Here is a 22,760-nt window from a genome sequence, read left to right as displayed (position 1 = left end):
ATGCGGCTTTTCGGATTTTTCCATCTCAGGAGCATCAGCGGCCAGATCGCTGCGCTCGTCGTGGTTTCAATCGTCGCGCTTCATCTCATCATCACGGCGGGTTTTCTGATTACGCGGCCGGACCGCGCGGCGGCGCCGCCCGACAGCGAGCATGAACTGGCTAATGCCGCGCTGCTGCTGTCCGCGGCCGGCGTGAGCGAGCGGCCGCGCCTTCTCGCCGACATCGCGCGCGCCTTTCCGGATCTGGGGGTCGAAGAGATCGCGCCCGGCTCCTTGACGGCCGTCGGCGACATCGAGGGCCCGCACCTGCGCGGAATGCGCCGCCATCTCGGCGAGGGCTACAAGGTCGTCACGCTGGCGCCGAACGGCGGCTCGTCCCGGATCGGCATCCAACTGCCCGACGGCACGACGATCGCTGGCCATGTTGAACGGGGGCGGCCGGGCTGGTTCTGGGGCAATCCCTGGATATCGACGCTGCTATCCGCCGTGATCAGCGTGACGCTGCTCGGCGTATGGGCCGCGCATGCGCTCGCCGCGCCGCTGTCGTCGTTTGCAAAGGCGGCCGAAAGCTTCAGCCTCGACGGCACCGCAGATCCGCTGCCCGAGCGCGGCCCGGAAGAGATCCGCTCGGTCGCGCGCGCGCTCAACCGCATGCATGAGCGGATCGCGCGGCTGATGTCGGATCGCACCAGGATGCTCGCTGCGATCAGCCACGATCTGCGCACCCCGATCACGCGGCTTCGCTTACGCGCCGAGTTCATCGAGGACGAAGGCAATCGCAAGCGCATGCTGATCGATCTCGACCAGATGCGCTCGATGCTGGAATCCGTGCTGTCGCTGCTGCGCAACGACCGCAAGGTCGAGGCGGTGACGCTGGTCGACATCGCGAGCACGCTGCAACTGATCGCCGACCAGTTCGGCGACATGGGCCATGTCGTGCACTATGAGGGACCGATATCGGCGACCGCGGCGGCGCGTCCCGACGATCTGCATCGCGGCATCACCAACCTCGTCGAGAATGCCGTGCGCTTCGGCGCCGAGGTGACGATCCGCCTCGACGTCGCCGGCACCAAGCTGATTATCGACGTCGAGGACGACGGTCCCGGCATTTCCGACGCGCGCAAGCAGGAGATGCTGGAGCCGTTCGTGCGCGGCGACGACGCGCGCACCATGGACGACTCCACCGGCTTCGGGCTCGGCCTGTCGATCGCGCATGCGATCGCGCTCGCCCATGGCGGCGAGCTGTCGCTGCACGACCGCGAGCCGCACGGGCTAATCGTGCGGATGCAGTTACCGGTGTGGCAACAGCCGCGGCTCGCGGCGTAAGGCATGATCCGGAAAAGTGTGCAGCGGTTTTCCGAAGAGATCATGCCCTAAAGAGAACGGCTCAGGCCGCGAGCGGCGGGTGCTCGACCGCTGCAGAATCGAAGATCGCCACGGCCTCGAAGCGATAGTTGCAGACGCGGCATGTCCAGAGATAGGAAATGCGCCCCTCGCCCGGCTCGATCCAGTCGGGCTGCGGGATCGGCGTGCCGCATTGGGCACAGGGGTTCTGTCTGGGGATATCGCCGATATGTGCCTTGGCCATGTCTGCTCTTGTCATGGCACCTCTCCCGATTTGCAGCGTTTTCATACTCGCTTTCGCGTCTGCGCGCGAATAGACAGGCTCGTTGTCGCGAGTTGCGGTTTTTCCACCTAAGGACCCCCTTGCGCCAGCATTGAGTCGTAACAGCGGCTCGGCGCCGCAAAATCGTGATCGGCGGCGTTTGGTCACATCATCGCCGCGTTCCGGAGGCCTAACAGCCCGGACGCAGGTCACTCGGGGACCCAGGGACATTCGATGAAAACTTTACGTGTTGCCGCGCTCGTTGCGGCCGGGCTGATATTGCCGCCGGCTGCATTCGCGGGCGAAGCCGACTACGCCGAAGTGGTCGCCGCGCACGCGCGCGCCAACGGCGTGCCGGAGACGCTGGTGCATCGCGTCATCATGCGCGAGAGCCGCTATCAGCCGCAGCTGATCGGCCATGGCGGCACGATCGGCCTGATGCAGATCAAGCTCGCGACCGCCCGCGGGCTCGGCTACACCGGCGATGCCGCCGGCCTGCGCGATCCCGACACCAACCTCACCTATGCGGTGAAGTATCTCGCCGGCGCCTATCACGCCGCCAATGGCGACCATGCCCGAGCCATTCGTTATTATGCAGGCGGCTATTACTACGCCGCAAAGCGGCAGCGCCAGGAGACGGTGCAACAGGCCAGTGCCGACACCAGTACCCAGCCCTGGCTCGAGCCGAACGGCAATCCGCAGCCTGTGTTCGGCACCGTGCCGCACCGGAAGCTGGCCCAGCGCGTCCGCAACGCGCGGGCGCAGGTTCCCCACGATTGATCGTCGTTCCGGGGCGGTGCGAAGCATCGAACCCGGAAGTTCGAGATTCCGGGTTCGGTCCCTATGGACCGCCCCGGAATGACTGCTCTGTGGCTAACGCGTTGACACACAGCCCCACTGGCCTACATTAGAGCCGTTCCGAGGGGTGCTCCGAGGAGGAGCTGAGATACCGCTAAATGGGTCAGAAGGCCCGGGACCGCGGTGACCCTTTGAACCTGATCCGGGTCATGCCGGCGAAGGGACAGGGATGTTGCAGACGACCAAGCGACCGGATTCCTCGATATCCATCATCGGCGCAGGCATCGCAGGAGCCTGGCAGGCGCTGCTGTTCGCGCAGGCCGGCCACGCCGTGACCCTGCACGAGCGCGGTGACGCAGGGATGACCGATGCCACCAGCCATTGGGCCGGCGGCATGCTGGCGCCCCGGTGCGAGGCGGAAGTTTCCGAACCCATCATCAGCCGGCTCGGCCTGCGCTCGCTCGACATTTGGCGGCGCGAATTGCCAGACACCCCGTTCAACGGCTCGCTCGTCGTCGCCCATCCGCGCGAGCGCAACGACTTTGAGCGTTTTGCGGGGATGACCGAGGGCCACCGCCGGCTCGATGCCGCCGGCCTCGCGCAGCTCGAACCGTCGCTGGAGGGCCGCTTCCGCGACGCGCTGTTTTTCCCGACCGAGGGCCATGTCGAGCCGCGCCGCGTGCTGCCGAAACTGCACGAGCGCATCCGCGCCGCCGGCGGCACCATCAGGTTTGGAAGCGATGTAGCCGTCGCCGACCTCGACGGCATCGTGATCGACTGCCGCGGCCTCGGCGCGCGCGACGAGCAGCCGGATCTGCGCGGCGTCAAGGGCGAGATGATCCTGATCGAGACCAGCGAGGTGCAGCTTGCCCGCCCGGTGCGGCTGATCCATCCGCGCTGGCCGCTCTACGTGATCCCGCGCGAGCAAAACCTGTTCATGCTGGGCGCGACCTCGATCGAGGCCGAGGACACCGGCGTCAGCGTGCGCTCCGCGTTGGAGCTGTTGGGCGCGGCCTATGCCGTGCATCCGGCCTTCGGCGAGGCCCGCATCGTCGAATTCGGCTCGGGCCTTCGCCCCGCCTACCCCGACAATCTGCCGCGCATCGGCGTTCGCGGCGACAGGATCGCCGTCAACGGGCTCTACCGCCACGGCTTCCTGATCGCGCCGGCGCTGGCCGAGCTGACGCTGCAATATGTCGAGCGCGGCCAGATCGACAACGAGGTGATGCAATGCGCGTGATCGTTAATGGCGAGCAACGCGAGGTGAGTTCGGCGCGCGTGGACGCGCTGCTCAGCGAGCTCGACTACGAGGGCACGCATTTCGCGATCGCGCTGAACTACGACGTGGTGCCGAAGAGCCGCTGGGCCGAAACCGCGCTGAAGGCCGGCGACGAAATCGAGATCATCACACCGCGGCAGGGAGGGTGAGATGATGATGGCACATTCTCTCTCGTCGTCGTCCCGGCGAAGGCCGGGACCCATAACCACAGGCCGTCGTTGTGGCGAAAGGTCTCTGCCAGAGCGCCTCAAGAGAAATCACGCGGTATGGGTCCCGGCCTTCGCCGGGACGACGGCTGAATCTGAGGAGACACCTTCGACATGGTGACCTTCTACGGCAAATCCTTCCCCTCCCGCCTGCTGATCGGCAGCGCGCTGTATCCCTCGCCCGCGATCATGCAGACGGCGATCCGCGCCTCCGGCTCGAACATCGTCACGGTGTCGCTGCGCCGCGAAGCCGCCGGCGGCAAGACTGGCGACGCGTTCTGGAATCTGATCCGCGCGCTCGACGTCACGGTGCTGCCGAACACCGCCGGCTGCCGCAGCGTGCGCGAGGCGGTGACGACCGCAAAGCTCGCGCGCGAATTGTTCGGCACCAGCTGGATCAAGCTCGAAGTCATCGCCGACAACGACACGCTCCAGCCCGACGTCGTCGGCCTCGTCGAAGCCGCCGCCATCCTGATCAAGGACGGCTTTGAGGTGTTCCCCTATTGCACCGAGGATCTCTCGGTCGCGAACCGCCTGGTCGACGCCGGCTGCAAGGTGGTGATGCCGTGGGCCGCGCCGATCGGCAGCGCCAAGGGCATCACCAACCGCGATGCGCTGAAACTTTTGCGCGAGCGGCTGCCGGACATCACGCTGGTGGTGGACGCCGGCATCGGCGCGCCCTCGCATGCGGCTGAGGCGCTCGAGCTCGGCTATGACGCCGTGCTGCTCAACACGGCCATCGCAAAAGCCGCCGATCCCGTCGCCATGGCCAACGCCTTCCGCCTCGGCGTCGAGGCCGGTCGCACCGCTTACGAAGCCGGACTGATGAACGCCCGCGACTTCGCTTCCCCCTCCACCCCTGTCGTTGGGACCCCGTTCTGGCATGCCGTATCCTGATCCGTTCTACCCCGTCGTCGACAGCCTCGCCTGGGTCGAGCGCCTGACCAAGCTCGGCGTCGGCACCATCCAGCTGCGCGCCAAAGACCTCGACGACTCGCAGTCGCTCCAGATGGTCACCGATGCGCTGGCGATCACGCACGGCACGCAGACGAAGCTCGTCGTCAACGACTACTGGCGCGCGGCAATTGTCGCGGGTGCAAAATACCTGCATCTCGGCCAGGAGGACCTTGCGGACGCGGACCTCAAATCCATCCGCGAGGCCGGCCTGTCGCTCGGGATCTCCACCCATGACGAGGACGAGCTCGCGACCGCGCTGGCGGCAAAGCCCGACTACGTCGCGCTCGGGCCGATCTTCTTCACCACACTGAAGTCGATGCGCTTTGCGCCGCAGGGCATTCCAAAAATCACGGAGTGGAAGAAGCTCTTAGGCCACATCCCGCTGGTCGCGATCGGCGGTATCAAGTTCGAGCACGCCGCGGAGATTTTTGCCGCCGGCGCGGATTCCATCGCCGTCGTCAGCGACGTCACGCAAAATGCCGACCCGGATGCGCGAGTGCGGCAATGGCTCGGCGTGTCCGCGGAGGCGGCGTGATGTGCGCTTTCTCCACTCGTCATTGCGAGCGCAGCGAAGACAGTCTGGATTGCTTTGTCGCAAGCGCTCCTCGCAATGACGGAGCAAAACTTCACCGGCGTCGTTCCGGCGCTCGCGCCCAGGAATTAAAAGGAGGATCCCATGAACATCCGCTCCAACCCCGACAAGACCGTTCCCGCCGTCACCACCGGCCCGCTGCCGTCGTCGCGAAAAATCTTCGCATCACCCGATGCCGCGCCTGACCTGCGCGTGCCGTTGCGCGAGATCATCCTGTCCGAAGGCGCGGGCGAGCCGAACCTGCCGGTCTACGACACCTCCGGTCCCTACACCGATCCGAGCGTGACCATCGACGTCAACGCCGGTCTCGCCCGCAACCGCAAGGCCTGGGTGCTGGAACGCGGCGGCGTCGAGGAATATGAGGGCCGGCAGATCAAGCCGGAGGACAATGGCAGCGTCTCCACCGACAAGGCCGCGCGGGCGTTCAGCGCCTATCATCAGCCGCTACGCGGTCTCGACGGCCACAAGATCACCCAGCTCGAATTCGCCCGCGCCGGCATCATCACCAAGGAGATGATCTACGTCGCCGCACGCGAAAATCTCGGCCGCAAGCAGCAGCTCGATCGCGCTGAAGCAGCGCTTGCCGACGGCGAAAGCTTTGGCGCCGAAGTCCCCGCCTTCATCACGCCGGAGTTCGTCCGCTCCGAGATCGCCCGCGGCCGCGCCATCATTCCCTGCAACATCAACCACTCCGAACTCGAGCCGATGATCATCGGCCGCAACTTCCTCACTAAGATCAACGCCAATATCGGCAACTCGGCGGTGACCTCGTCGGTCGAGGAAGAGGTCGAGAAAATGGTGTGGGCGATCCGCTGGGGCGCCGACACCGTGATGGACCTCTCGACCGGCCGCAACATTCACACCACCCGCGAATGGATTTTGCGCAACGCGCCAGTGCCGATCGGTACCGTGCCGATCTACCAGGCGCTGGAGAAGTGCGACGGCGATCCGGTCAAGCTGACCTGGGAGCTCTACAAGGACACGCTGATCGAGCAGTGCGAACAGGGCGTCGACTACTTTACGATCCACGCCGGCGTGCGCCTGTCCTACATCCACCTCACCGCCAACCGCGTCACCGGCATCGTCTCGCGCGGCGGCTCGATCATGGCGAAGTGGTGCCTGGCGCATCACAAGGAGAGCTTCCTCTATACGCACTTCGACGAGATCTGCGATCTCATGCGCAAGTATGACGTCTCGTTCTCGCTCGGCGACGGCCTGCGTCCGGGCTCGATCGCCGACGCCAACGATCGCGCGCAATTTGCCGAATTGGAAACGCTCGGCGAATTGACAAAAATCGCCTGGGACAAGGGCTGCCAGGTCATGATCGAAGGCCCCGGCCACGTGCCGATGCACAAGATCAAGATCAACATGGACAAGCAGCTCAAGGAGTGCGGCGAGGCGCCGTTCTACACGCTCGGGCCCCTGACCACCGACATCGCGCCGGGCTATGACCACATCACCTCAGGCATCGGTGCGGCCATGATCGGCTGGTTCGGCTGCGCCATGCTCTGCTACGTCACGCCGAAGGAGCATCTCGGGCTACCCGACCGCAACGACGTCAAGGTCGGCGTCATCACCTACAAGATCGCCGCCCACGCCAGCGACCTCGCCAAGGGTCACCCCGCCGCGCAGCTGCGCGACGACGCGCTGTCCCGTGCGAGGTTCGACTTCCGCTGGAGCGACCAGTTCAACCTCGGCCTCGATCCCGACACCGCGAAAAACTTCCACGACGAAACCCTGCCGAAGGAAGCCCACAAGGTCGCGCATTTCTGCTCGATGTGCGGCCCAAAATTCTGCTCGATGAAGATCACGCAGGACGTGCGGGATTACGCGGCCACGCTGAACGATCCGAACTCGGTGGGCATGTCGATGCAAGGCACTGTCGAGGACGGCATGAAGCAGATGAGCGAGAAGTTCAAGGAGATGGGGAGCAGCGTGTATCTGGATGCGGAGAAGGTGAAGGAAAGCAATCGGGTGCTGTGAGAACTTGGCGTTCGGTAGCTCATTCCAAGCAAGGCCGGGTTCGCGCCCGGCCTTTTATTCCTCGAACAACTCCTTGAACAGTGTCTTCGCGCGTTCAAGTCCCTCAGGCGTGAACACCACCGACTTTACCTTGCCAACGGGATCGTGAATCATGCCCTTGTCATGCAGGCGGCCCAGCACATCCCAATCGAATCCCTTCCATGCCCGATATTGATCGTGCAGGGTCAGATAGAGTAGGGCCAGCGCTGCGTCGTCGACCTTGTCCTTGTTGATGGCCATCCTGACCTCCGACAGAGCGGTTGACGCCATCCTATTCGGCAATACTCAATCCGCAATGGTCTTCCAACGCGCTCATTGGTCTTACGGGGAAGCGCAGCCTGGATGAGCGAAGCGACGTCCGGGACTGACAGTTGACCCGCATGTCGCTGACGCTCATGCGGGCTACAACGCTCAGGATGATTGATTTGCCCGAAACGTCCCTCCACCGCCTCCCCGACCAGTTCCGCCCCAACCTCCGCCTCATCTTCGTCGGCACCGCCGCCAGCACGCGCTCGGCCGCCGTCGGGCACTACTACGCCCATCCCGGCAACCGCTTCTGGCGCGCGATCCATGAGGCAGGCATCACGCCGCGGCGCTACCAGCCGAGCGAGTTCGCCGCGCTGCTTGAGCTCGGGATCGGCTTCACCGATCTCTCCAAGTCGGGCGCCGGGATGGATCACCAGATCCCCGCGCATTCGATCGACGTGCCGGGCTTCAAGGCCAAGATCGAAACGTATCGCCCGAGGGCGATTGCGTTCACGAGCAAGAAGGCGGCGAGCCTGTTCTACGGCAGGCTGTCCAGTGTAATTTCGCTCGGCCGGCAGCAATCAGACGGGAGCTTGCCGGACATATTCGTGCTCCCCTCGCCGTCCGGCGCCGCGTCCGGTCACTGGACATTTGAGCCGTGGCGCGAGCTTGCGGCATGGATCACTGTGCAGGACGCTCAACGCGTACAGACCTCATCCTGAGGAGACCGCGAAGCGGTCGTCTCGAAGGATGACCGCGGGCGAGATACGGGCCTTCATGGTTCTCCGAGCGATGCAAAGCATCGTCCGGAGACGGCGCTTGCGCGCCTCCTTGCCATGAGGAGTTGGCACCGTCAGCACGCGTGGAGCGCCCTAAAGATCGAAATTGGTCGGCAGCATCACCACGTCACGTATTGTCATGCCACGTGGCCGCGTCAACATGAACATCACCACGTCGGCCACTTCGCTGGCCTCCAGCAGGCTTCCCGACTCCCGGGCTTCCCTGAGCTTCTCGGGTGGCCAGTCCGCGAGCAGTGCGCTGACCACCGGGCCGGGCGAGATCGAGCCGACGCGGATGCCGTGCTTGAAGACCTGGCGCCGCACCGTCTGGACAAAGCAGTTGATCGCCCATTTGGACGACGCATAGACCGGTTCCCACGGCGTCGGAAAATGGGCCGCCAGGGAACTCGTGACGATGATGTCGCCGGTCCGGCGCTCGATCATGTGAGGCAGCACGTCGTGCACATTTTTCATCACGACGTTGACATTCAGGTTCAGCATCCGGTCGATAGCCATAGTGTCGGCATCGACCAAATCGCCGCCGACATACGTCCCCGCATTCGCATGCAGGATGTCGAGCTGGCCTGCCTTCTCCAAAACGCGCGGCAGCAGCGTTGCGCAGTCTTTCGGGTCCAGCAGGTCGACGAGCAGCGGGATCACTGCGTCGCCATGCTTGTTGCAGAGCGCCTTCAGCGCGGCCTCGTCACGGTCGACCATCACCACGCGCGCGCCCGCGGCCAGCATCGCCTCGGTACTCGCCAATCCGATGCCCGACGCGGCCCCGGTCACGGCCGCAACCTTGCCATCCAATTCTCTCGCCATAGGATCCCCATCTTGCCGAGGTCACCAGGATCCGGAGTATAGCGATCCCGGGCGAGGTTGTCGGGGACAAACGAGCGCCGCCGTTCTCCCCGCCCCTCACCCCGCATACGCCTTGTCCAGATCCGCAATCACGAGCTTCCCCATCTGCATCATGGCCTGCATGACGCGATTGGCCTTGGTGCGGTCGGGGTCGCCGAGATAGCGGCTAAGCGCGGCGGGGATCACCTGCCAGGACAGGCCGAACTTGTCCTTGAGCCAGCCGCATCTGGATTCCGCGCCGCCGTCGGCGGTGAGCCTGGTCCAGAAATAGTCCACCTCCTCCTGGGTCTCGACACTGATGAAGAACGACACCGCCTCGTTGAAGCGGTATTGCGGCCCGCCGTTGAGCGCATTGAAGCGCTGCCCTTCGAGCTCGAACACCGCCATGAAGTCGCTGACGGTCTCGATTTTGGCGTTGGGAAACACCGATTTGTAGAAGGCGACGGCCTCGGCAACGTTGTTGTCGAACCAGAGGAACGGCGTGATGGAGGTCATGGGCCGGTATCCTTGGACTTGGAAACGAGACGCGCAGGCGTGGCGGTCGCTCGAAGGACGAACGGGAGGCCGGCGATCCGACAGAGGCGTATCATTTTTGTCCGGTTCCGGCCCGCCAGATTGGGCCACCCGGGGCCGCCGGGCACCACAGTAGCGTAGCCCGGATGAGCGCAGCGATATCCGGGGCCACGGTTCCCGCATGTCGCTGCGCTCTTGCGGGCTACAAGACTTCCTTCGCCGCCCCCTTCACTCAAACCGATAGGTCACCCCGAACGTCGCCAGATGCGTCCGCATCGTCACGTCGTAGGTGTTGACGGTCGGATTGCGCCCGGCGTCGGTGGCGGATCGCGCGACGGTGAAGGACGAACTGCCGTAGTCGGCATAACGGTATTCGGCACGCGCCAGCCAGTGGCCGAAGAGCGCAGTTTCGATGCCGCCGCCGGCCGTCCACCCTGCTTTTGTGGTCGACCCCGTGATGATTGCCGGCGCCAACCCGAAAAGGCCGCAGACGACGCTGACGCAGGTCGAGGTCAGCTGGAAATTCTGCCAGGCCACGCCGCCGGTCGCGTAGAGCAGCGTCTGCGGTGTCACGAGATAGCCGAGCCGGCCCCGCAGGCTGGCGTCCCATTTGCTGCGGATCGCCGTGCTCTCGCCGGGCGACTGGGAATCGGCGAGCGATATGTTGGTGAAGCCGCTGCGCGTGGTGGTGCGGTCGGCAAAACCAAAATCGCCCTCGACGCCTGCGGTCCATTGCGGGGCGAACTGCCAGAGATAGCCGACATAGGGGTTGGCGCGGAACGCGGTGTTGTCGAACGGGCGAGAGTTGGCGCGCCCGGTGAGATCGGTGGCAAAGCCGGCGCGCGTTTCCGTCGTCGCGGTGAGATCGGTTTGCGCGGCGCGGGCGCCGAGGCCGAAGCCGGCATAGGCGCCGGTCCAGGACGGCAGGATTGCGGCCTGCGCGGATAGCGGATGCGAACGGCCGATGACGGGTTCGCCGAACTTGTAGGCGAGGCCGACGCTCGCAGTATGCGTTCTGAGCTTGGCATCGAAATTGTCGATCGTGAGCGCCGTGCCTGCGGTCGCGGTGCGCGTGATGGTGAACGGCGCGGTGCCGAAATCGGCATAGCGGTATTCGGCACGCAGCAGCCAGTTGCCCCACAGCGCGGTCTCGATGCCGCCGCCGAGCGTCCAGCCTGTTTTGGTGACGGAGTTCGACACCACGGCAGGCGCCACACCGTTGCCGGTGCAGATGCCGCTGACGCAGACCGAGGTGATGTCATAGTGCTGCCAGGCCAGGCCGCCGGTGGCATAGACCAGCGTCGCCGGCGTCAGGAGATAGCCCATGCGGCCGCGCACGCTTGCGTCCCAGCCGGCTTTGACCGAGAGGCTGTCAATCACGAAAGTGGACGAGCCGAACCGGGGCGAGGAGCGGAACCCGGGGAGTACGGTGGTCTGGTCGCCGAATCCGACGTCGCCTTCGACACCGACGACCCAGTGTGGTGCCACCTGCCAGTTGAAGCCGGCATAGGGACTGGCGCGAAAACCGGTGCCGTTGAACGGCTGGTTGACGACGCTCTGGCTCAGGTCACGGGGAACGCCGTCGAACAGCACCGACGTTGTGGTGAGATCGGCTCGCGTCGATCGAAAGCCGAGGCCAAGCCCGGCGTAGAAGCCGGTCCACGACGACGCCACGAGCGGCGCCGCCTTGGTGAACGGTTTTGGCGCAATATCCGCGGCCAGCGCCGGTCCGGCGAGCGCCATTCCGGCCAGAAGCGCCGCGCCACCCCACAAGGACGGCATCTTTCGGCGGGTCAATGAACGTTGCATGTCGGACCTTGGTGATGAGATATTCAGCCCGAATCCCATACTTCGAACAGACGACGCCCATCGTCCTCCGATCGAACGACATCGCGCACAATTGGCCGGACTGTTGCAAGCGCGTCACTGCGGCGATACGACTCCAGATGGAACAGCCGGGGCGACCGGCTCGCGTCACTCCAGGAAGCCGCCGCAATGAGCGATGATCTCTCCGGTGTTTGGGACGGCACCTACATTCAACCGGGCACGGGAATGGTCACATTCACCGCGACACTCGTCGAGGCCGGTGGCGCGCTCGGCGGGAGCGTGAGCGAGCCTTGCACCAACCCGCATTGCCCGCTGAGCACCCACCACGCTTCGATCGCGGGGCACCGCTCCGGCAGCGCGGTCTCGTTCGTCAAGCGTTACGAGCCGCCCGGCTACGGCTTCGACACGGTCCATTACGAAGGCGTGGTGAATGCGGAGGCGACCGAGATCGACGGGCGCTGGCGGCTGCCGGGCAACTCGGGATCGTTTCTGATGATCCGCTCCGCAAAGCGTGCGCAAGCACTCATCACCGAACAACGAGCCAAGATGCCGGCTCGCTAAAGGGAGCGACGATGCTGACCCTCTATTCCTACCCGGAATTGTTCGGTGTCGCAGACAACAACGGATATGGCCTGAAAGTCTACGCCTTCCTCAGGTTCGCGGGCGTTTCGTTCATGCACAAGCACCTGTTCGATGCCTCCGCTGCGCCGCGCGGGCAGCTTCCTTATATTATGGATGACGGCGAGACCATCGGCGACAGCGAGACGATCATCGCGCACGCAATCGCAAAATACCGCCTGACTATCGACGCGGGGCTGTCGGCGGCCGAGCGCCGGACCAATCACCTCGTCACGCGCATGCTCGACGATCTCTACTGGGTGATGTCGTATTCGCGCTGGAAGGACGAGCGCTATTATCCGGCGTTTCGCGATGCCTTCATGGCACAGCACAAGCAGATCGACGCGGCAGGGCTGGACAAGGCAAAAGCCTACAACGCGCAGCGCTATCATTTCCAGGGCATCGGTCGCTACACGCCCGAACAGGCCTACGCGCGGGGACTCGCCGACCTCCAGGTTCTGGCCGAGATCGTGCCTGCGGAGGGTTTTGTGCATGGTGAGGGGCCGACCAGCATCGACGCCGGCGTCTACGGCTTCATCGCCAACATCTATTTCCTGCCGATCCCGACGCCGATCAAGGCGTTCGTCGATACGCACGAAAATCTCGTCACGCATTGCGAGACGATTCATGCGGCGGTCGGTGGAGCGTGACGGGAGCGTAGCCCGGATGGGCGAAGCGACATCCGGGGCCGAGAGTTGCCCCCGCATGTCGCAAACGCTCATGCGGGCTACGAATTGAGATTCGAGGCGCCCCTACCGCATCGTGATCGCCAACCCGCTCAGATCGGCGTTCGCCATCAACCCGACCTGCGTACCCGTCAATTCCAGCACCGCGCCCTTCTGATTGGTGAGCACGATGGCGCGGGCGCCGCGGCCGATCGCGAGGCCGGCACCGGCGGCGCCGTAGACGCCGGCGACATCGGAGGGACGGTTGATGTTGGAGACGCGGCCGCGCAGCACGGTCTTGGAGCCGCCGAACACGAGGCCGTAGTCGAGCCCGCCGGTGGAGAGCGAATAGGAGCGGCCGCGGAAGTTGAGCACGCCGCTCCCGCCCGAGCCGCCGATGAACCAGCCCGCCTTGTAGATCGTCAGCACCACGGTGCCGCCGTCGGCCTGCGCCGCGGTCGAGAGGCCGGCGAGAGCGGCAATGGCGACCAGCGCGGCGCGCAAGGTGGAAGCGATCTTCATGGGGCGTCTCCGGGGGCTATTTTTTCAAGGGTGGAATCGAATCAGACGAAGTGAATTTATCCGATCGATCGCGGCGGCAAAATGATGAAGCGGACGTGAGACGTGAGGTGCAGCGGCGCGTTCAACTGTCATCGCCCGGCTTGACCGGGCGATCCAGTATTCCAGACATCAACGATTGAACCGAGGCGCCGCGGCGTACTGGATGCCCCGGTCAAGCCGGGGCATGACGCCGGTGGTGCCGCAAACCACGCCACGCCTACGATGCAATTGTGCTGGTGTTTTGCCCGACGAGTCAAATGTATTCGCGGCGTTGCTGGAGGCGAAAAAGGCTAGCGATTTCTACTTTGCATGGGGTTGTTTTCGCGTTTTTTGTTGGAGCGGGTCCCGCATGTCGCTACGTTGATGCGAGCGACGCCACCGTCCCATCCGAGGTGACCCATGCCGATCCAGCATTTTGCGCCCCCGCCGCACGTGAAGGCGCCGCCGCTGTCCTTTGCCGCGCGCGTCGGCGACCTCCTGTTCATCTCCGGCATTCCCGGCTTCGATGCCGGCGGCGCGCTGCCTGATGGCTTCGACGCGCAGTTCGCCAATGTCGTCGTCAACATCAAGCGCGTACTCGACGAAGCCGGCGCCACCACGCGCGATCTCGTCAAGGTCAACGTGCTCTTGACCCGCACCTCCGACGTTGCCGCGATGAACGCGCTCTATGCCGGCGCGTTCGGCCCGCCGCCCTACCCCGCGCGCACCACCTGCGTGGTGCAGGCGCTGCCCGACCCGAAGATGCTGATCGAGATCGAGGCGGTGGCATCGCTGGCGAAGGGATGATCCGCGGGACAGGCTGCCGGCTGACATATCCGTGATCGGCCGGCGCCCCGGCTTGCCAGCCGCGCAGTTTTGCCGCACCAGTTTCCGGTCACGTTCCCCATCAGGAGATATTTCATGCGTCGCGTTCTCGCCCTCTGTGCCGTTGCCGGCATCGCCACCTCCGTGTTTGCCGTGCCGGCGTCGGCGGCGGTCGGCTATTACGTGATCCGCTGGGACAACACCGGCATCTGCCAGGTCTGGAACGAGGACCTCAAGTACAAGCCGTTCCAGTGGGGAGCTTCGACCTACAAGATCGTCAGCAAGCCGCTCCCGACCTTCACCGCGGCTTCGGATCTCCAGATCAAGCTGCGCGCGGAGCGCCGCTGCACGCTCTGAGCTGGTTCACAGCAGAACGGATTTGAAGGCGGGTTGCGCAGGCAGCCCGCCTTCGCTTTTTCGGGGGCCCGCGGCGGCGCGGCCCTTATTTTTCAGCGAAATTCCAGTATTTTCGCTTGCCCATTTTGAACCTGTCGCAACTTGCGCCCTACTCACATCTTGTCCGGGGCGCACCCCCAAGCGTCCCACCCACCCCTCCCACTGCACCTGGCAGGATTTCGATCGATGCGCGCGTCGACGACGAAGGCAACCCTGCTGGCCGCATCGTTCGCGCTCGCCTGCGTGGCGCAGGCGCAGGCCCCGCAATCGTTCCGCGTGATCTCGCCGATCTTCGGCCAGCTCGTCTCCTTCTCGATGCCGTCGAATTTCGTCGTGGTGTTCGAGAACACCAAGGGCGGCCACTACATCCGCGAAGCCGTGCTGAAGGGCGAGACGCCCGAACGCTGGACCCAGATGATCACGGTGACCGGCGAGAAGGGCCTGACTTCAAATCCCGATGCATCGCCGGAGAAGCTCGCAGGCTCGATCGCGGGCGGCTTCAAGTCGGCCTGCCCCGACAGTTTTGCGGCGAAGCCGCTCGGCGCCACGACCTTCGGCCGCTTCGAAGGCTTCGTCGCCGTCATCGGCTGCGGCAGGGTCGACAGCGGACCGACCCGGCACAGCGAGACCGCGCTCTTGATCACGCTGAAGGGCGCGACCGACTACTACACCATCCAATGGGCCGAACGCGGCGCGGAAAGCGACGAGCCGCAGGTCAACGACGAGCGCTGGCAGACGCGCCTGCGCGAGCTGCGCCCGATCGATCTCTGCCCGATCGTGTCGGGCGAAGCCGCGCCCTATCCGAGCTGCGTGAATAAGAGCTGAGGCCCACCTCTTGAAGTTCCTTGTAGCCCGGATGAGCGAAGCGACATCCGGGTCTTCGTCCCGAATCAAGTCCCCTCCGCAGGCTCCCCGAACGCACCCGCACCTTCGCCGGCATCACCGGCCCAATCTTCAGGAAGCAACCCTGCCCGCACATGGCGGTGAAAGGACGAATGGGGCCAGTCAGCCACGCGGCGAACGTAGCCGTGTTTGACCGGGTTGAAGTGAACATAGTCGACATGGCGCGCGAAGTCATCTTCGTCGCGGATCGTATGCTCCCAGTAGCGACGCTGCCATAGCGCCAGTTCCCCATTGGCGTGACGCGCAATATCAGCACCGACATGGAGTAGCGCGCTGCTGAAATGCCCCTTGATCCTGCGCCAGCGTCCTGCGACGTCGGAGTCATCGACCGGAAGTTTCATGATGGCATGCAGATGATCCCGAAGGATTACGACTGCTTCAATCTCGAACGGACGCTCCTTTCGAGCCGTCCGAAAGGCGGCGCGTAGCGCATCAATGTTCTCGACCAGTAGACTTGACCGGCGATCCGAAAGTGTCACGGTGAAGAAATAAGTGCCGCCGGGAAGAAAATTTCTGCGGTACAGAACCATGGGCTAGACCTGTCCCGGATATCGCTTCGCTCATCCGGGCTACAGGATAGCATATGTGCTCTCACGCGTCCTTGTGGGCGCCGGGATGAATGAGGATGTCGCGCGCGGCGGCGAGGTCGATGAAGGCTTGCGCGCTGCCGCCCTGGTCGGGATGCTTGCCCTTGGCGGCACGGCGATAAGCCTGATTGATGTCGTCGCAGGTGAGCTGCACCGCCAGTGGCAGGCCAAGCATCCTGCGCGCGCGATCCTCGCCGGAAAGCTTCTTCGGCATGGCGTTGCGGCGGCCGAAGCGCGGCGCGGTCAGGTCGTGGATGACCTCGAGGATCACACAGATGCGGCGCTGCGCCGCCAGCGTGACGCTGCGATCGTCATTGTCGACGGCCTGGCGCAGCACGGGAAGCGCCTGGCCGGCCGCCTGCCGCAGCGTGGCATCGGTGCTCATCCGCACGATCTCGGCCACGACCCGGCCAGCCTCGGCCCAGTCGGCGGACTCCGCCGACCGCAGGCGCTCGAGCGCCAGTTTCCAGGATTCAAGCCGTTCCATCATGCGCGCAACGTTTAGCAATCAAGATCAGTATGCCAAGGCCGCCGTTTCCGACCCCTTAATTTCGAGTTAGCCTTTCATGAAACTTCGAAACGAATCCGGGAGGAAAATGTCATGGCGTTGCTCGCAAACCACATCGCTGTCGTCACGGGCGCCGGTTCCGGCATCGGCCGGGCGATCGCGGCAGGCTACGCACGCGAGGGCGCGCAGATCGTGCTGCTCGACGTCAATGCCGACACGGTGGCGGAAGCCGCCCTGGAGATCCGCAAGGCCGGCGGTAAGGCCGAGAGCTTCGCGCTCGACGTGACCAAGCGTGACGATTGTTTCGCGCTGGCCAAGCAGGTCGCCGACAAGGTCGGACAGGTCTCGATCCTCGTCAACAATGCCGGCATCACCCGCCGCAACGCCTTCACCGCGGATACGGAGACGGTGGCAAAGGACTGGAACGACATCATCTCGCTCAATCTCAACGGCGTCTTCAACATGACGCAGGCGTTCCTGGCTCCCTTGCGCGCGAGCAAGGGCCGCATCGTCAATATCGGCTCGATCCAGTCCTTCGTGCATCTGCGCACGCCAAGCTCGGCCGCGTACACGACCTCGAAGCACGGCGTGCTCGGCTTCACCAAGGCGCTCGCGGTCGAACTCGGCAAGGAGGGCGTGCGCGTCAATGCGATCGGGCCCGGCTTCATCGAGACCAACATCAACGCCAATGTGCGCGCCACCAATCCGGCGCTGGTGCAGGCCTTCGTCGACCACACCCCGCTCGCGCGCACCGGCAAGCCCGACGATATCGTAGGCCCCGCGATCTTCCTCGCGTCGGATCTGTCGTCCTACGTCACGGGAACGATCGTGATGGTGGACGGCGGCTATCGCACGGTGTGACCGAAGCGCGATGCTCTCTCCACATGCGCGATGACAGTGAATTTGTGGAGCGAGATCGGGCCGCAACACTATGCAAACCGTGCCAATCGCGACGACTTCGCGGCAATCCCAAGGTCAATTCGCGCATTCGCCGGCGGTTAACCTTTCATTAACCAAACCCGCTCACCGTAGATCTACGGCTTGGGGGTCGTCTGTTCTCGATCCGCTTCCAACGATGGAAGCGGGCGTTGATCGGGGAGTTATGTTGATGACCACTGTTCATGTCGCGGCGCCCGAAGAGGGCGCACAATTCCTTGCTCCCAGCCAGATCGTTCCGCTTCTGATCGGCGCGACCGTCGACGAGATCGAGCGCGAGCTGGTGCTCCAGACGCTGCTTCGCTGCGACGGCAACCGCACGCGCGCGGCGCGCGTGCTCGGTCTGTCGGTGCGAACGCTGCGCAACAAGATCAGGCTCTACGCCGCTTCCGGCATCGACGTGCCCGCATATCAGGACTAGCGCGTCCCGCCGATTGATGTTGATCAAGCCCGGCGCGATGCGCCGGCGGAACTAGCGGCGCGCGCGTGCGGGACATGCGTCTGTTTCAGGAAGCGCTTGAGGAGTCATCCTTGCGCGGCACCATACCCATGCGCTCGAACTGCCAGCGCATGGCGCGATACCAGAGATAGCCGACCACCGTGCCGCACAAGGCCAGGATGACGACGTTGGCGCTGCTGAACGAGCCGCTCCACCACATCATCCATGCCGTCCACAGCATCGTGAAGACGAGGGCACCTGCTTTCAGCGGAAGAAGGGGGCGGCTCATGGTCGTGCTCCCGGGTTGTCAAAACCCCGGCGAACACCATCGCGCGTTAACGCCGCTCTGACCGTGAGCCAGATCACGGAGCTTACGCGAGCGCTGACTAACCGAAGCGCAGCCGCGAGCGCTCCTTCGCCTTTTCCGCCTCGGTTTCGCGGTCGCGCGCCGGCGCGTGAGTGTGCAGCGAGGTTAGCAGCCGGCGCGCGGCCTCAGACACCTCGGCGACCGCGCGGTCGAAGGCCGCCTCGTTGGCCTGCGACGGCCTGTTGAAGCCGGACAGCTTGCGCACGAACTGGAGCGCGCTGGCATGAATCTCGTCCTCCGTCGCCGCCGGCTCGAAGTTGAACAGCGTCTTGATGTTACGGCACATGCAGTCTCTCCCGATGTTTCCCTCAAAGACGATCGGCGGAGCCGAAATCCTACATCGTTCCGGACGGTTCTGCTAAAGTTCCCGCTATGCGGCCGCAGATTACGAGTCGCTTGGGGAGAGGAACATGAAGACTTGTTGCGCGGTGCTGTCGGCGGTTCTGCTGTCCATCTCATTGCCGGCCATCTCGATATCAGCGACGGCTGCCGATTATCCGGCGCCCAAGCAGGGCGACTGGATCGCCAGGGATTTCAAATTCCACACCGGTGAGGTCATGCCGGAGCTGCGGCTGCACTACACCACCGTAGGCGAGCCGAGCGGCCAGCCCGTGCTGGTGCTGCACGGATCTGGCGGCTCAGCCACGAGCATGCTGGCCGCCAGCTTTGGCGGCGAGCTGTTCGGAGCCGGCCAGCCGCTCGATGCGTCCAAATACTACATCATCATTCCCGATGGCGTCGGCCACGGCAAATCGTCAAAACCCTCCGACGGGATGAAGACGAGCTTTCCCAAATACGACTACGACGACATGGTCGAGGCGCAATACCGGCTGGTGACGGAAGGCCTCGGCGTCAAGCATTTGCGGCTCGTCATCGGCAATTCCATGGGCGGCATGCACACCTGGCTGTGGGGGGAGAAATATCCGAAGGCGATGGACGCTCTGATCCCGATGGCCTCGCAGCCGACCGAGATGGCATCGCGCAACTGGATGCTGCGCCGGATCATGCTCGACACCATCCGCAACGATCCCGACTACAACGGCGGCAACTATACGAGCCAGCCGCGCACGATGAAGTACGCCATCACCGCCTACGGCATCGCGAGCATCGGCGGAACACTCGCCTACCAGTCGCAGGCACCGACGGCCGCCAAGGCCGACAAGATCGTCGACGAGCGGCTCGCGACACCCGTCACGGCGGATGCCAACGACTTCATCTATCAGTGGGAGGCCTCGCACGACTACAATGCCGCTGATAGCCTGGAGCGGATCGAGGCGTCGCTGCTGCTGATGAATTCCGCCGACGACGAGCGCAACCCGCCCGAGACCGGCATCACGGAAGCTGCGATGAAGCGCGTCAAGAACGGACGCCTTTACCTGATCCAGGCGAGCACCGAGACGCGCGGCCACGGCACCACTGGAAACGCAAAATTCTACAGCGAGCAGATCCGGCAATTGCTGCAAACCGCGCCGCAGCGAACGATGTAGGACGACGGACTCCACGTTCTCATATCGCAATGCATCATATGTGGCGCCTCCACGCCGCATATTATTTGAGCATGCAATGCGCTGACAGCTCGGGCTTAATCGCATCAGCGATACGAATCGACGCGCGGGACAATCGCGCGCCAATGGCACGACACGCGATGAGGAGGATCGCATGCACAGGCTCGCACTGTGCGTTTGGCTGGCCGCGACGACGGCGCTGACGAGCGCCGCGTTCGCGTTCGACAACGGCCAATACGACAACGTTCCGCCCGACATCCGCGCCTGGTTCAAGAGCGTGATGGCGCCGAACGGCGTGCCCTGCTGCGACATCTCCGACGGCCATCGCACCGAGTATGACGTACGCAACGGCGCCTATTGGGTGCCGATCGAGGGACAGTGGATGGCGGTGCCCGACCGCGCCATCATCCGCGATCGCGGCAATCCCGTCGGCCAGGCCGTGGTGTGGTACGTCCATCACCGCGGCGCCATCATCATCAGCTGCTTCGTACCGGCGGACGCGGTGTAGCAGACGGCGGCAGACCCGATTTCGTTGGCTGGAGACGGGCAGATCAGATAGTTTGACGCGAAGCTGATGTGGAGGCACGCCGTTGACCGACCTTTGCGCCGAAGACCTCGCCACCATCTATGCAAAGCCGAGCCCGCGCGTATCGCGAAGGCGCGTCCCGCGATCGATGCGCATGCGAAGAGATTCATCGAGATGTCGCCGTTCTGCGTGCTCGCGACCTCGGGCACCGATGGCAGCGTCGACGCATCGCCGCGCGGCGGCAGTACGGGCTTCGTTCATGTCGCCGACCCCAACCGCCTGCTGATGCCCGACCGCTCCGGCAACAACCGGATCGACAGTTTTCGGAACGTCGTCGAAGGCTCGGGCTTCGTGCATCTGCTATTCTTCGTGCCCGGCATCGACGAGACGTTGCGCGTGGGCGGACGCGCCACGCTGTCGGCCGATCCGGATCTGCTCGCCTCCATGGTGGAATTCGGCAAGCCGCCGCGCGCGGTGTTGAGCGTCGCCGTCAGCGAAGTCTATTTCCACTGCGGCAAGGCGCTGATGCGCTCGAAGCTGTGGTCGCCGGACAAGGTGCCGCGCTCGGTGATGCCGAGCATCACCGAGGTCATCCACCAGCAGACCAGCCTGGGCGAGCCCGACGGCCAGGACGTGGTGGAAGCGCGCTATAGGACGCAGCTGTAGGCGGGCTTCGTGCCGCAAACAGACCGGCGCCCGGGCTTGGTCCCGGGCATCCACGTCTTCGTTGGGGGCAGCACGTGGACAGCCGTGGGACAAGCCCGGCCATGACGAATGGAGAGAGCGCAGCCAGGGCTTAATGCCCCTCGCCCTCGAGCCCACCGACGTGCTTCTGGGTGTAGAGCTCGAGGCCGATGCGGCCGATCAAATCGAGCTGGGTTTCGAGGAAGTCGATGTGGTGCTCCTCGTCGCTCATCAGCTTCTCGAACAAGTCGCGCGTGACATAGTCCTTGACGCTGTGGCAGTAGGTCGCCGCTTCCTGGTAGAGCGCGCGCGCGCTCATCTCGGCGGCGAGATCGCACTCGATGATCTCCTTGACGTTCTGGCCGATGCGCAGGGGATCGAGCACCTGCATGTTCGGAAAACCGTCGAAGAACAGGATGCGCTCGGTGAGCTTGTCGGCGTGCTCCATCTCCTCGATGGACTCCTTGCGCCAGACCTTGGCCATGTCCCGGAGGCCCCAATTGTCGAGGAAGCGATAGTGCAGCCAGTACTGGTTGATTGCAGTCAGCTCGTGACGCAGTGACTTGTTGAGATAGTCGATGACTTTTGCGTCGCCCTGCATGGTTCACTCCAGCTCTTGCAGTCCAATCCGGCCGGAGACCGAATTTAGAACGCTTCTAAAACAGTTTGCGGACGAGGGCAACGGCCTACGGGGACGCCGCCGGGGATAAGCTCAGCCGACGGTACGGAGGAATTTCAGCAGGCCGCGAGGGCGAATTCAGCGGGCTCGGCCGTTTCGTCGTTCGCCGCCACCTGGCCGTGCGGGCAACCGGAACAGCAGGACCTGGCGCAGGGGCCAAGCGCTTCGTCGATGATGGTCTTGATCGTGCGCGCGCAGCGACCGCATTCGGCGCTACAGCCGAGGCATCCATAGACCTGCTTGGCATGGCGCATGGCGTCGTCGGACTCGGCGACGGCGGCGCGGATGTCGTCATCGCTCAGCACGTTACAGGAACAGACGATCATGGAAAGCGGCGGGCCCTTTGGTGATGCGCCAGTATCGATATTTAAGGGCCCGGCCGGATGCAAAAGGAAAAACCGATATTTGAAGCTATTCCAAACTGGCCCGGAACCAGCCTAGAACGGCTCTAAAATGCAGCGTTGCGTTGGATCAAGTGGCCGCGCCAAAGACTACTAGTCGCCGCCACCGCCCCCACCACCGTCGCCGCCTCCGCAATCCCCACCTCCGCCGCTATCGCCGCCGGAGCAGCTTCCGCTGTCGATCGAGCTGCTCGAGCTATCGCTCGAAAACCAGCTTCCCAGCGAAAAGCCATCACTCGTCGCCGAATAGCTGTCGCTATCCCCGCCCGCGCCGGCGCGCGAGCGCCGCTGGCCGCGGTTCTGGACATGGGTGATCCAGCCATAACCAATCGCGAAGACGATCCCAGCCGCAATCAGGGTGTTCATCAGCGTACTGCCCATCATCGCCTCCGTGGCGGAGCTACTTCCCATATCAATTGGTTCAATTGGTCGCCCCCGGCAAAGGTGCCGTTCATTGATCATTCAAACGAAGTATGGAACCTTAGCCGCAGGAGT

The 22,760-nt window shown here is 64.2% G+C and carries 30 protein-coding genes, 1 pseudogene and 1 riboswitch; of the genes and pseudogenes, 18 read left to right on the top strand and 13 right to left on the bottom strand.

The features are described from left to right. Entirely contained in the window at positions 1-1,326 is a 1,326-nt protein-coding gene (locus tag IVB18_RS09785; RefSeq protein ID WP_247988970.1) for an ATP-binding protein, read from the top strand. A gap of 61 nt (positions 1,327-1,387) precedes the next feature. On the opposite strand, the gene IVB18_RS09780 is transcribed toward IVB18_RS09785, so the two are convergent. Further along, positions 1,388-1,603, bottom strand: a complete 216-nt coding sequence (locus tag IVB18_RS09780; protein WP_247988969.1) for a hypothetical protein — start codon at positions 1,601-1,603, stop codon at positions 1,388-1,390. A 237-nt stretch (positions 1,604-1,840) separates the two neighbouring features. Here IVB18_RS09780 and IVB18_RS09775 point away from each other — a divergent pair, with 237 nt between their 5' ends. The 6 genes from IVB18_RS09775 (at position 1,841) to thiC (ending at position 7,421) form a co-directional block, all read left to right on the top strand. Further along, positions 1,841-2,386 carry a transglycosylase SLT domain-containing protein gene (locus tag IVB18_RS09775; RefSeq protein WP_247988968.1) on the top strand — a complete coding sequence of 182 codons (546 nt, stop codon included), beginning with the start codon at positions 1,841-1,843 and terminating at the stop codon, positions 2,384-2,386. Between the two features lie 131 nt (positions 2,387-2,517). Beyond that, positions 2,518-2,646, top strand: a riboswitch (TPP riboswitch). Further along, a complete protein-coding gene (locus tag IVB18_RS09770; RefSeq protein WP_247988967.1) occupies positions 2,634-3,644 on the top strand; it encodes an FAD-dependent oxidoreductase in 1,011 nt (336 codons plus the stop codon). (Overlaps the previous riboswitch by 13 nt.) Continuing rightward, positions 3,635-3,832 carry a sulfur carrier protein ThiS gene (gene thiS / locus IVB18_RS09765; RefSeq protein ID WP_247988966.1) on the top strand — a complete coding sequence of 66 codons (198 nt, stop codon included), beginning with the start codon at positions 3,635-3,637 and terminating at the stop codon, positions 3,830-3,832. Before IVB18_RS09770 ends, thiS begins: the two co-directional genes overlap by 10 nt. Positions 3,833-4,003: 171 nt before the next feature. Continuing rightward, on the top strand, positions 4,004-4,786 hold the full coding sequence (locus IVB18_RS09760; protein ID WP_247988965.1) for a thiazole synthase: 783 nt from the start codon (positions 4,004-4,006) through the stop codon (positions 4,784-4,786). Beyond that, positions 4,773-5,381: a thiamine phosphate synthase gene (locus tag IVB18_RS09755; RefSeq protein ID WP_247988964.1), complete on the top strand. Its 609-nt coding sequence runs from the start codon at positions 4,773-4,775 to the stop codon at positions 5,379-5,381. Before IVB18_RS09760 ends, IVB18_RS09755 begins: the two co-directional genes overlap by 14 nt. Before the next feature lie 141 nt (positions 5,382-5,522). Beyond that, the gene (gene thiC, locus IVB18_RS09750) at positions 5,523-7,421 is read left to right on the top strand and encodes a phosphomethylpyrimidine synthase ThiC (RefSeq protein WP_247988963.1); all 1,899 of its coding nucleotides are present in this window, start codon (positions 5,523-5,525) and stop codon (positions 7,419-7,421) included. 54 nt (positions 7,422-7,475) lie between these two features. On the opposite strand, the gene IVB18_RS09745 is transcribed toward thiC, so the two are convergent. Further along, complete coding sequence (locus IVB18_RS09745; RefSeq protein ID WP_247988962.1) at positions 7,476-7,700, bottom strand: DUF6429 family protein; 225 nt, start codon at positions 7,698-7,700, stop codon at positions 7,476-7,478. Between the two features lie 185 nt (positions 7,701-7,885). Here IVB18_RS09745 and IVB18_RS09740 point away from each other — a divergent pair, with 185 nt between their 5' ends. Further along, positions 7,886-8,428 (top strand): mismatch-specific DNA-glycosylase, encoded by a 543-nt coding sequence (locus IVB18_RS09740; protein ID WP_247988961.1) that lies wholly within the window; start codon positions 7,886-7,888, stop codon positions 8,426-8,428. A gap of 150 nt (positions 8,429-8,578) precedes the next feature. Here IVB18_RS09740 and IVB18_RS09735 read toward each other — a convergent pair whose 3' ends face one another. The 3 genes from IVB18_RS09735 to IVB18_RS09725 form a co-directional block, all read right to left on the bottom strand. Further along, a complete protein-coding gene (locus IVB18_RS09735; RefSeq protein WP_247988960.1) occupies positions 8,579-9,307 on the bottom strand; it encodes an SDR family oxidoreductase in 729 nt (242 codons plus the stop codon). Positions 9,308-9,403: 96 nt separating this feature from the next. Beyond that, positions 9,404-9,841, bottom strand: coding sequence for a VOC family protein (locus tag IVB18_RS09730; protein WP_247988959.1), 438 nt, complete (start codon positions 9,839-9,841; stop codon positions 9,404-9,406). Between the two features lie 246 nt (positions 9,842-10,087). Then, positions 10,088-11,668 (bottom strand): outer membrane beta-barrel protein, encoded by a 1,581-nt coding sequence (locus IVB18_RS09725; RefSeq protein ID WP_247988958.1) that lies wholly within the window; start codon positions 11,666-11,668, stop codon positions 10,088-10,090. A gap of 186 nt (positions 11,669-11,854) precedes the next feature. On the opposite strand from IVB18_RS09725, the gene IVB18_RS09720 reads away from it, so the two are divergent. Together IVB18_RS09720 and IVB18_RS09715 are read left to right on the top strand one after the other, a co-directional pair. Then, a complete protein-coding gene (locus IVB18_RS09720) occupies positions 11,855-12,247 on the top strand; it encodes a hypothetical protein (RefSeq protein ID WP_247988957.1) in 393 nt (130 codons plus the stop codon). Positions 12,248-12,258: 11 nt separating this feature from the next. Then, entirely contained in the window at positions 12,259-12,954 is a 696-nt protein-coding gene (locus IVB18_RS09715) for a glutathione S-transferase family protein (RefSeq protein WP_247988956.1), read from the top strand. A 102-nt stretch (positions 12,955-13,056) separates the two neighbouring features. Here IVB18_RS09715 and IVB18_RS09710 read toward each other — a convergent pair whose 3' ends face one another. Beyond that, on the bottom strand, positions 13,057-13,491 hold the full coding sequence (locus IVB18_RS09710) for a hypothetical protein (RefSeq protein WP_247988955.1): 435 nt from the start codon (positions 13,489-13,491) through the stop codon (positions 13,057-13,059). Between the two features lie 438 nt (positions 13,492-13,929). Here IVB18_RS09710 and IVB18_RS09705 point away from each other — a divergent pair, with 438 nt between their 5' ends. The 3 genes from IVB18_RS09705 (at position 13,930) to IVB18_RS09695 (ending at position 15,555) form a co-directional block, all read left to right on the top strand. Continuing rightward, the gene (locus tag IVB18_RS09705; protein WP_247988954.1) at positions 13,930-14,316 is read left to right on the top strand and encodes a RidA family protein; all 387 of its coding nucleotides are present in this window, start codon (positions 13,930-13,932) and stop codon (positions 14,314-14,316) included. A gap of 114 nt (positions 14,317-14,430) precedes the next feature. Continuing rightward, a complete protein-coding gene (locus tag IVB18_RS09700) occupies positions 14,431-14,691 on the top strand; it encodes a hypothetical protein (RefSeq protein ID WP_247988953.1) in 261 nt (86 codons plus the stop codon). 225 nt (positions 14,692-14,916) lie between these two features. After that, complete coding sequence (locus IVB18_RS09695; protein WP_247988952.1) at positions 14,917-15,555, top strand: hypothetical protein; 639 nt, start codon at positions 14,917-14,919, stop codon at positions 15,553-15,555. A gap of 65 nt (positions 15,556-15,620) precedes the next feature. Here the strand turns inward: IVB18_RS09695 and IVB18_RS09690 are convergent, their stop codons facing one another. Then, positions 15,621-16,163, bottom strand: a complete 543-nt coding sequence (locus IVB18_RS09690; protein ID WP_247988951.1) for a transposase — start codon at positions 16,161-16,163, stop codon at positions 15,621-15,623. A 61-nt stretch (positions 16,164-16,224) separates the two neighbouring features. Further along, complete coding sequence (locus tag IVB18_RS09685) at positions 16,225-16,710, bottom strand: J domain-containing protein (protein WP_247988950.1); 486 nt, start codon at positions 16,708-16,710, stop codon at positions 16,225-16,227. A gap of 111 nt (positions 16,711-16,821) precedes the next feature. On the opposite strand from IVB18_RS09685, the gene IVB18_RS09680 reads away from it, so the two are divergent. Both IVB18_RS09680 and IVB18_RS09675 read left to right on the top strand, forming a co-directional pair. Beyond that, positions 16,822-17,589 (top strand): SDR family oxidoreductase, encoded by a 768-nt coding sequence (locus tag IVB18_RS09680; protein WP_247988949.1) that lies wholly within the window; start codon positions 16,822-16,824, stop codon positions 17,587-17,589. Positions 17,590-17,836: 247 nt separating this feature from the next. Beyond that, positions 17,837-18,085 carry a helix-turn-helix domain-containing protein gene (locus tag IVB18_RS09675; RefSeq protein WP_247988948.1) on the top strand — a complete coding sequence of 83 codons (249 nt, stop codon included), beginning with the start codon at positions 17,837-17,839 and terminating at the stop codon, positions 18,083-18,085. An 85-nt stretch (positions 18,086-18,170) separates the two neighbouring features. Here the strand turns inward: IVB18_RS09675 and IVB18_RS09670 are convergent, their stop codons facing one another. Further along, a complete protein-coding gene (locus tag IVB18_RS09670) occupies positions 18,171-18,392 on the bottom strand; it encodes a hypothetical protein (protein ID WP_247988947.1) in 222 nt (73 codons plus the stop codon). A 97-nt stretch (positions 18,393-18,489) separates the two neighbouring features. Beyond that, positions 18,490-18,756, bottom strand: a complete 267-nt coding sequence (locus IVB18_RS09665) for a DUF2277 domain-containing protein (protein ID WP_247988946.1) — start codon at positions 18,754-18,756, stop codon at positions 18,490-18,492. Positions 18,757-18,880: 124 nt separating this feature from the next. Here IVB18_RS09665 and IVB18_RS09660 point away from each other — a divergent pair, with 124 nt between their 5' ends. The 3 genes and pseudogenes from IVB18_RS09660 (at position 18,881) to IVB18_RS09650 (ending at position 21,167) form a co-directional block, all read left to right on the top strand. Then, entirely contained in the window at positions 18,881-19,957 is a 1,077-nt protein-coding gene (locus IVB18_RS09660; RefSeq protein WP_247988945.1) for an alpha/beta fold hydrolase, read from the top strand. A gap of 172 nt (positions 19,958-20,129) precedes the next feature. Continuing rightward, a complete protein-coding gene (locus IVB18_RS09655) occupies positions 20,130-20,483 on the top strand; it encodes a hypothetical protein (protein ID WP_247988944.1) in 354 nt (117 codons plus the stop codon). Positions 20,484-20,565: 82 nt separating this feature from the next. Further along, positions 20,566-21,167, top strand: a pseudogene (locus IVB18_RS09650) (pyridoxamine 5'-phosphate oxidase family protein). Between the two features lie 130 nt (positions 21,168-21,297). Here the strand turns inward: IVB18_RS09650 and bfr are convergent. The 3 genes from bfr to IVB18_RS09635 all read right to left on the bottom strand — a co-directional run bounded on the left by bfr (position 21,298) and on the right by IVB18_RS09635 (position 22,646). Further along, entirely contained in the window at positions 21,298-21,786 is a 489-nt protein-coding gene (gene bfr, locus IVB18_RS09645) for a bacterioferritin (RefSeq protein WP_247988943.1), read from the bottom strand. Between the two features lie 134 nt (positions 21,787-21,920). Beyond that, positions 21,921-22,190, bottom strand: coding sequence for a (2Fe-2S)-binding protein (locus IVB18_RS09640; protein WP_247988942.1), 270 nt, complete (start codon positions 22,188-22,190; stop codon positions 21,921-21,923). A 168-nt stretch (positions 22,191-22,358) separates the two neighbouring features. After that, positions 22,359-22,646, bottom strand: a complete 288-nt coding sequence (locus IVB18_RS09635) for a hypothetical protein (protein ID WP_247988941.1) — start codon at positions 22,644-22,646, stop codon at positions 22,359-22,361. Positions 22,647-22,760 lie beyond the last annotated feature (114 nt).

The organism is Bradyrhizobium sp. 186 (assembly GCF_023101685.1).
Taxonomy (GTDB): domain Bacteria; phylum Pseudomonadota; class Alphaproteobacteria; order Rhizobiales; family Xanthobacteraceae; genus Bradyrhizobium.
The sequence above is the reverse complement of the archived record's forward strand: the minus strand, read 5'-3'. Positions and strand labels throughout refer to the sequence as shown.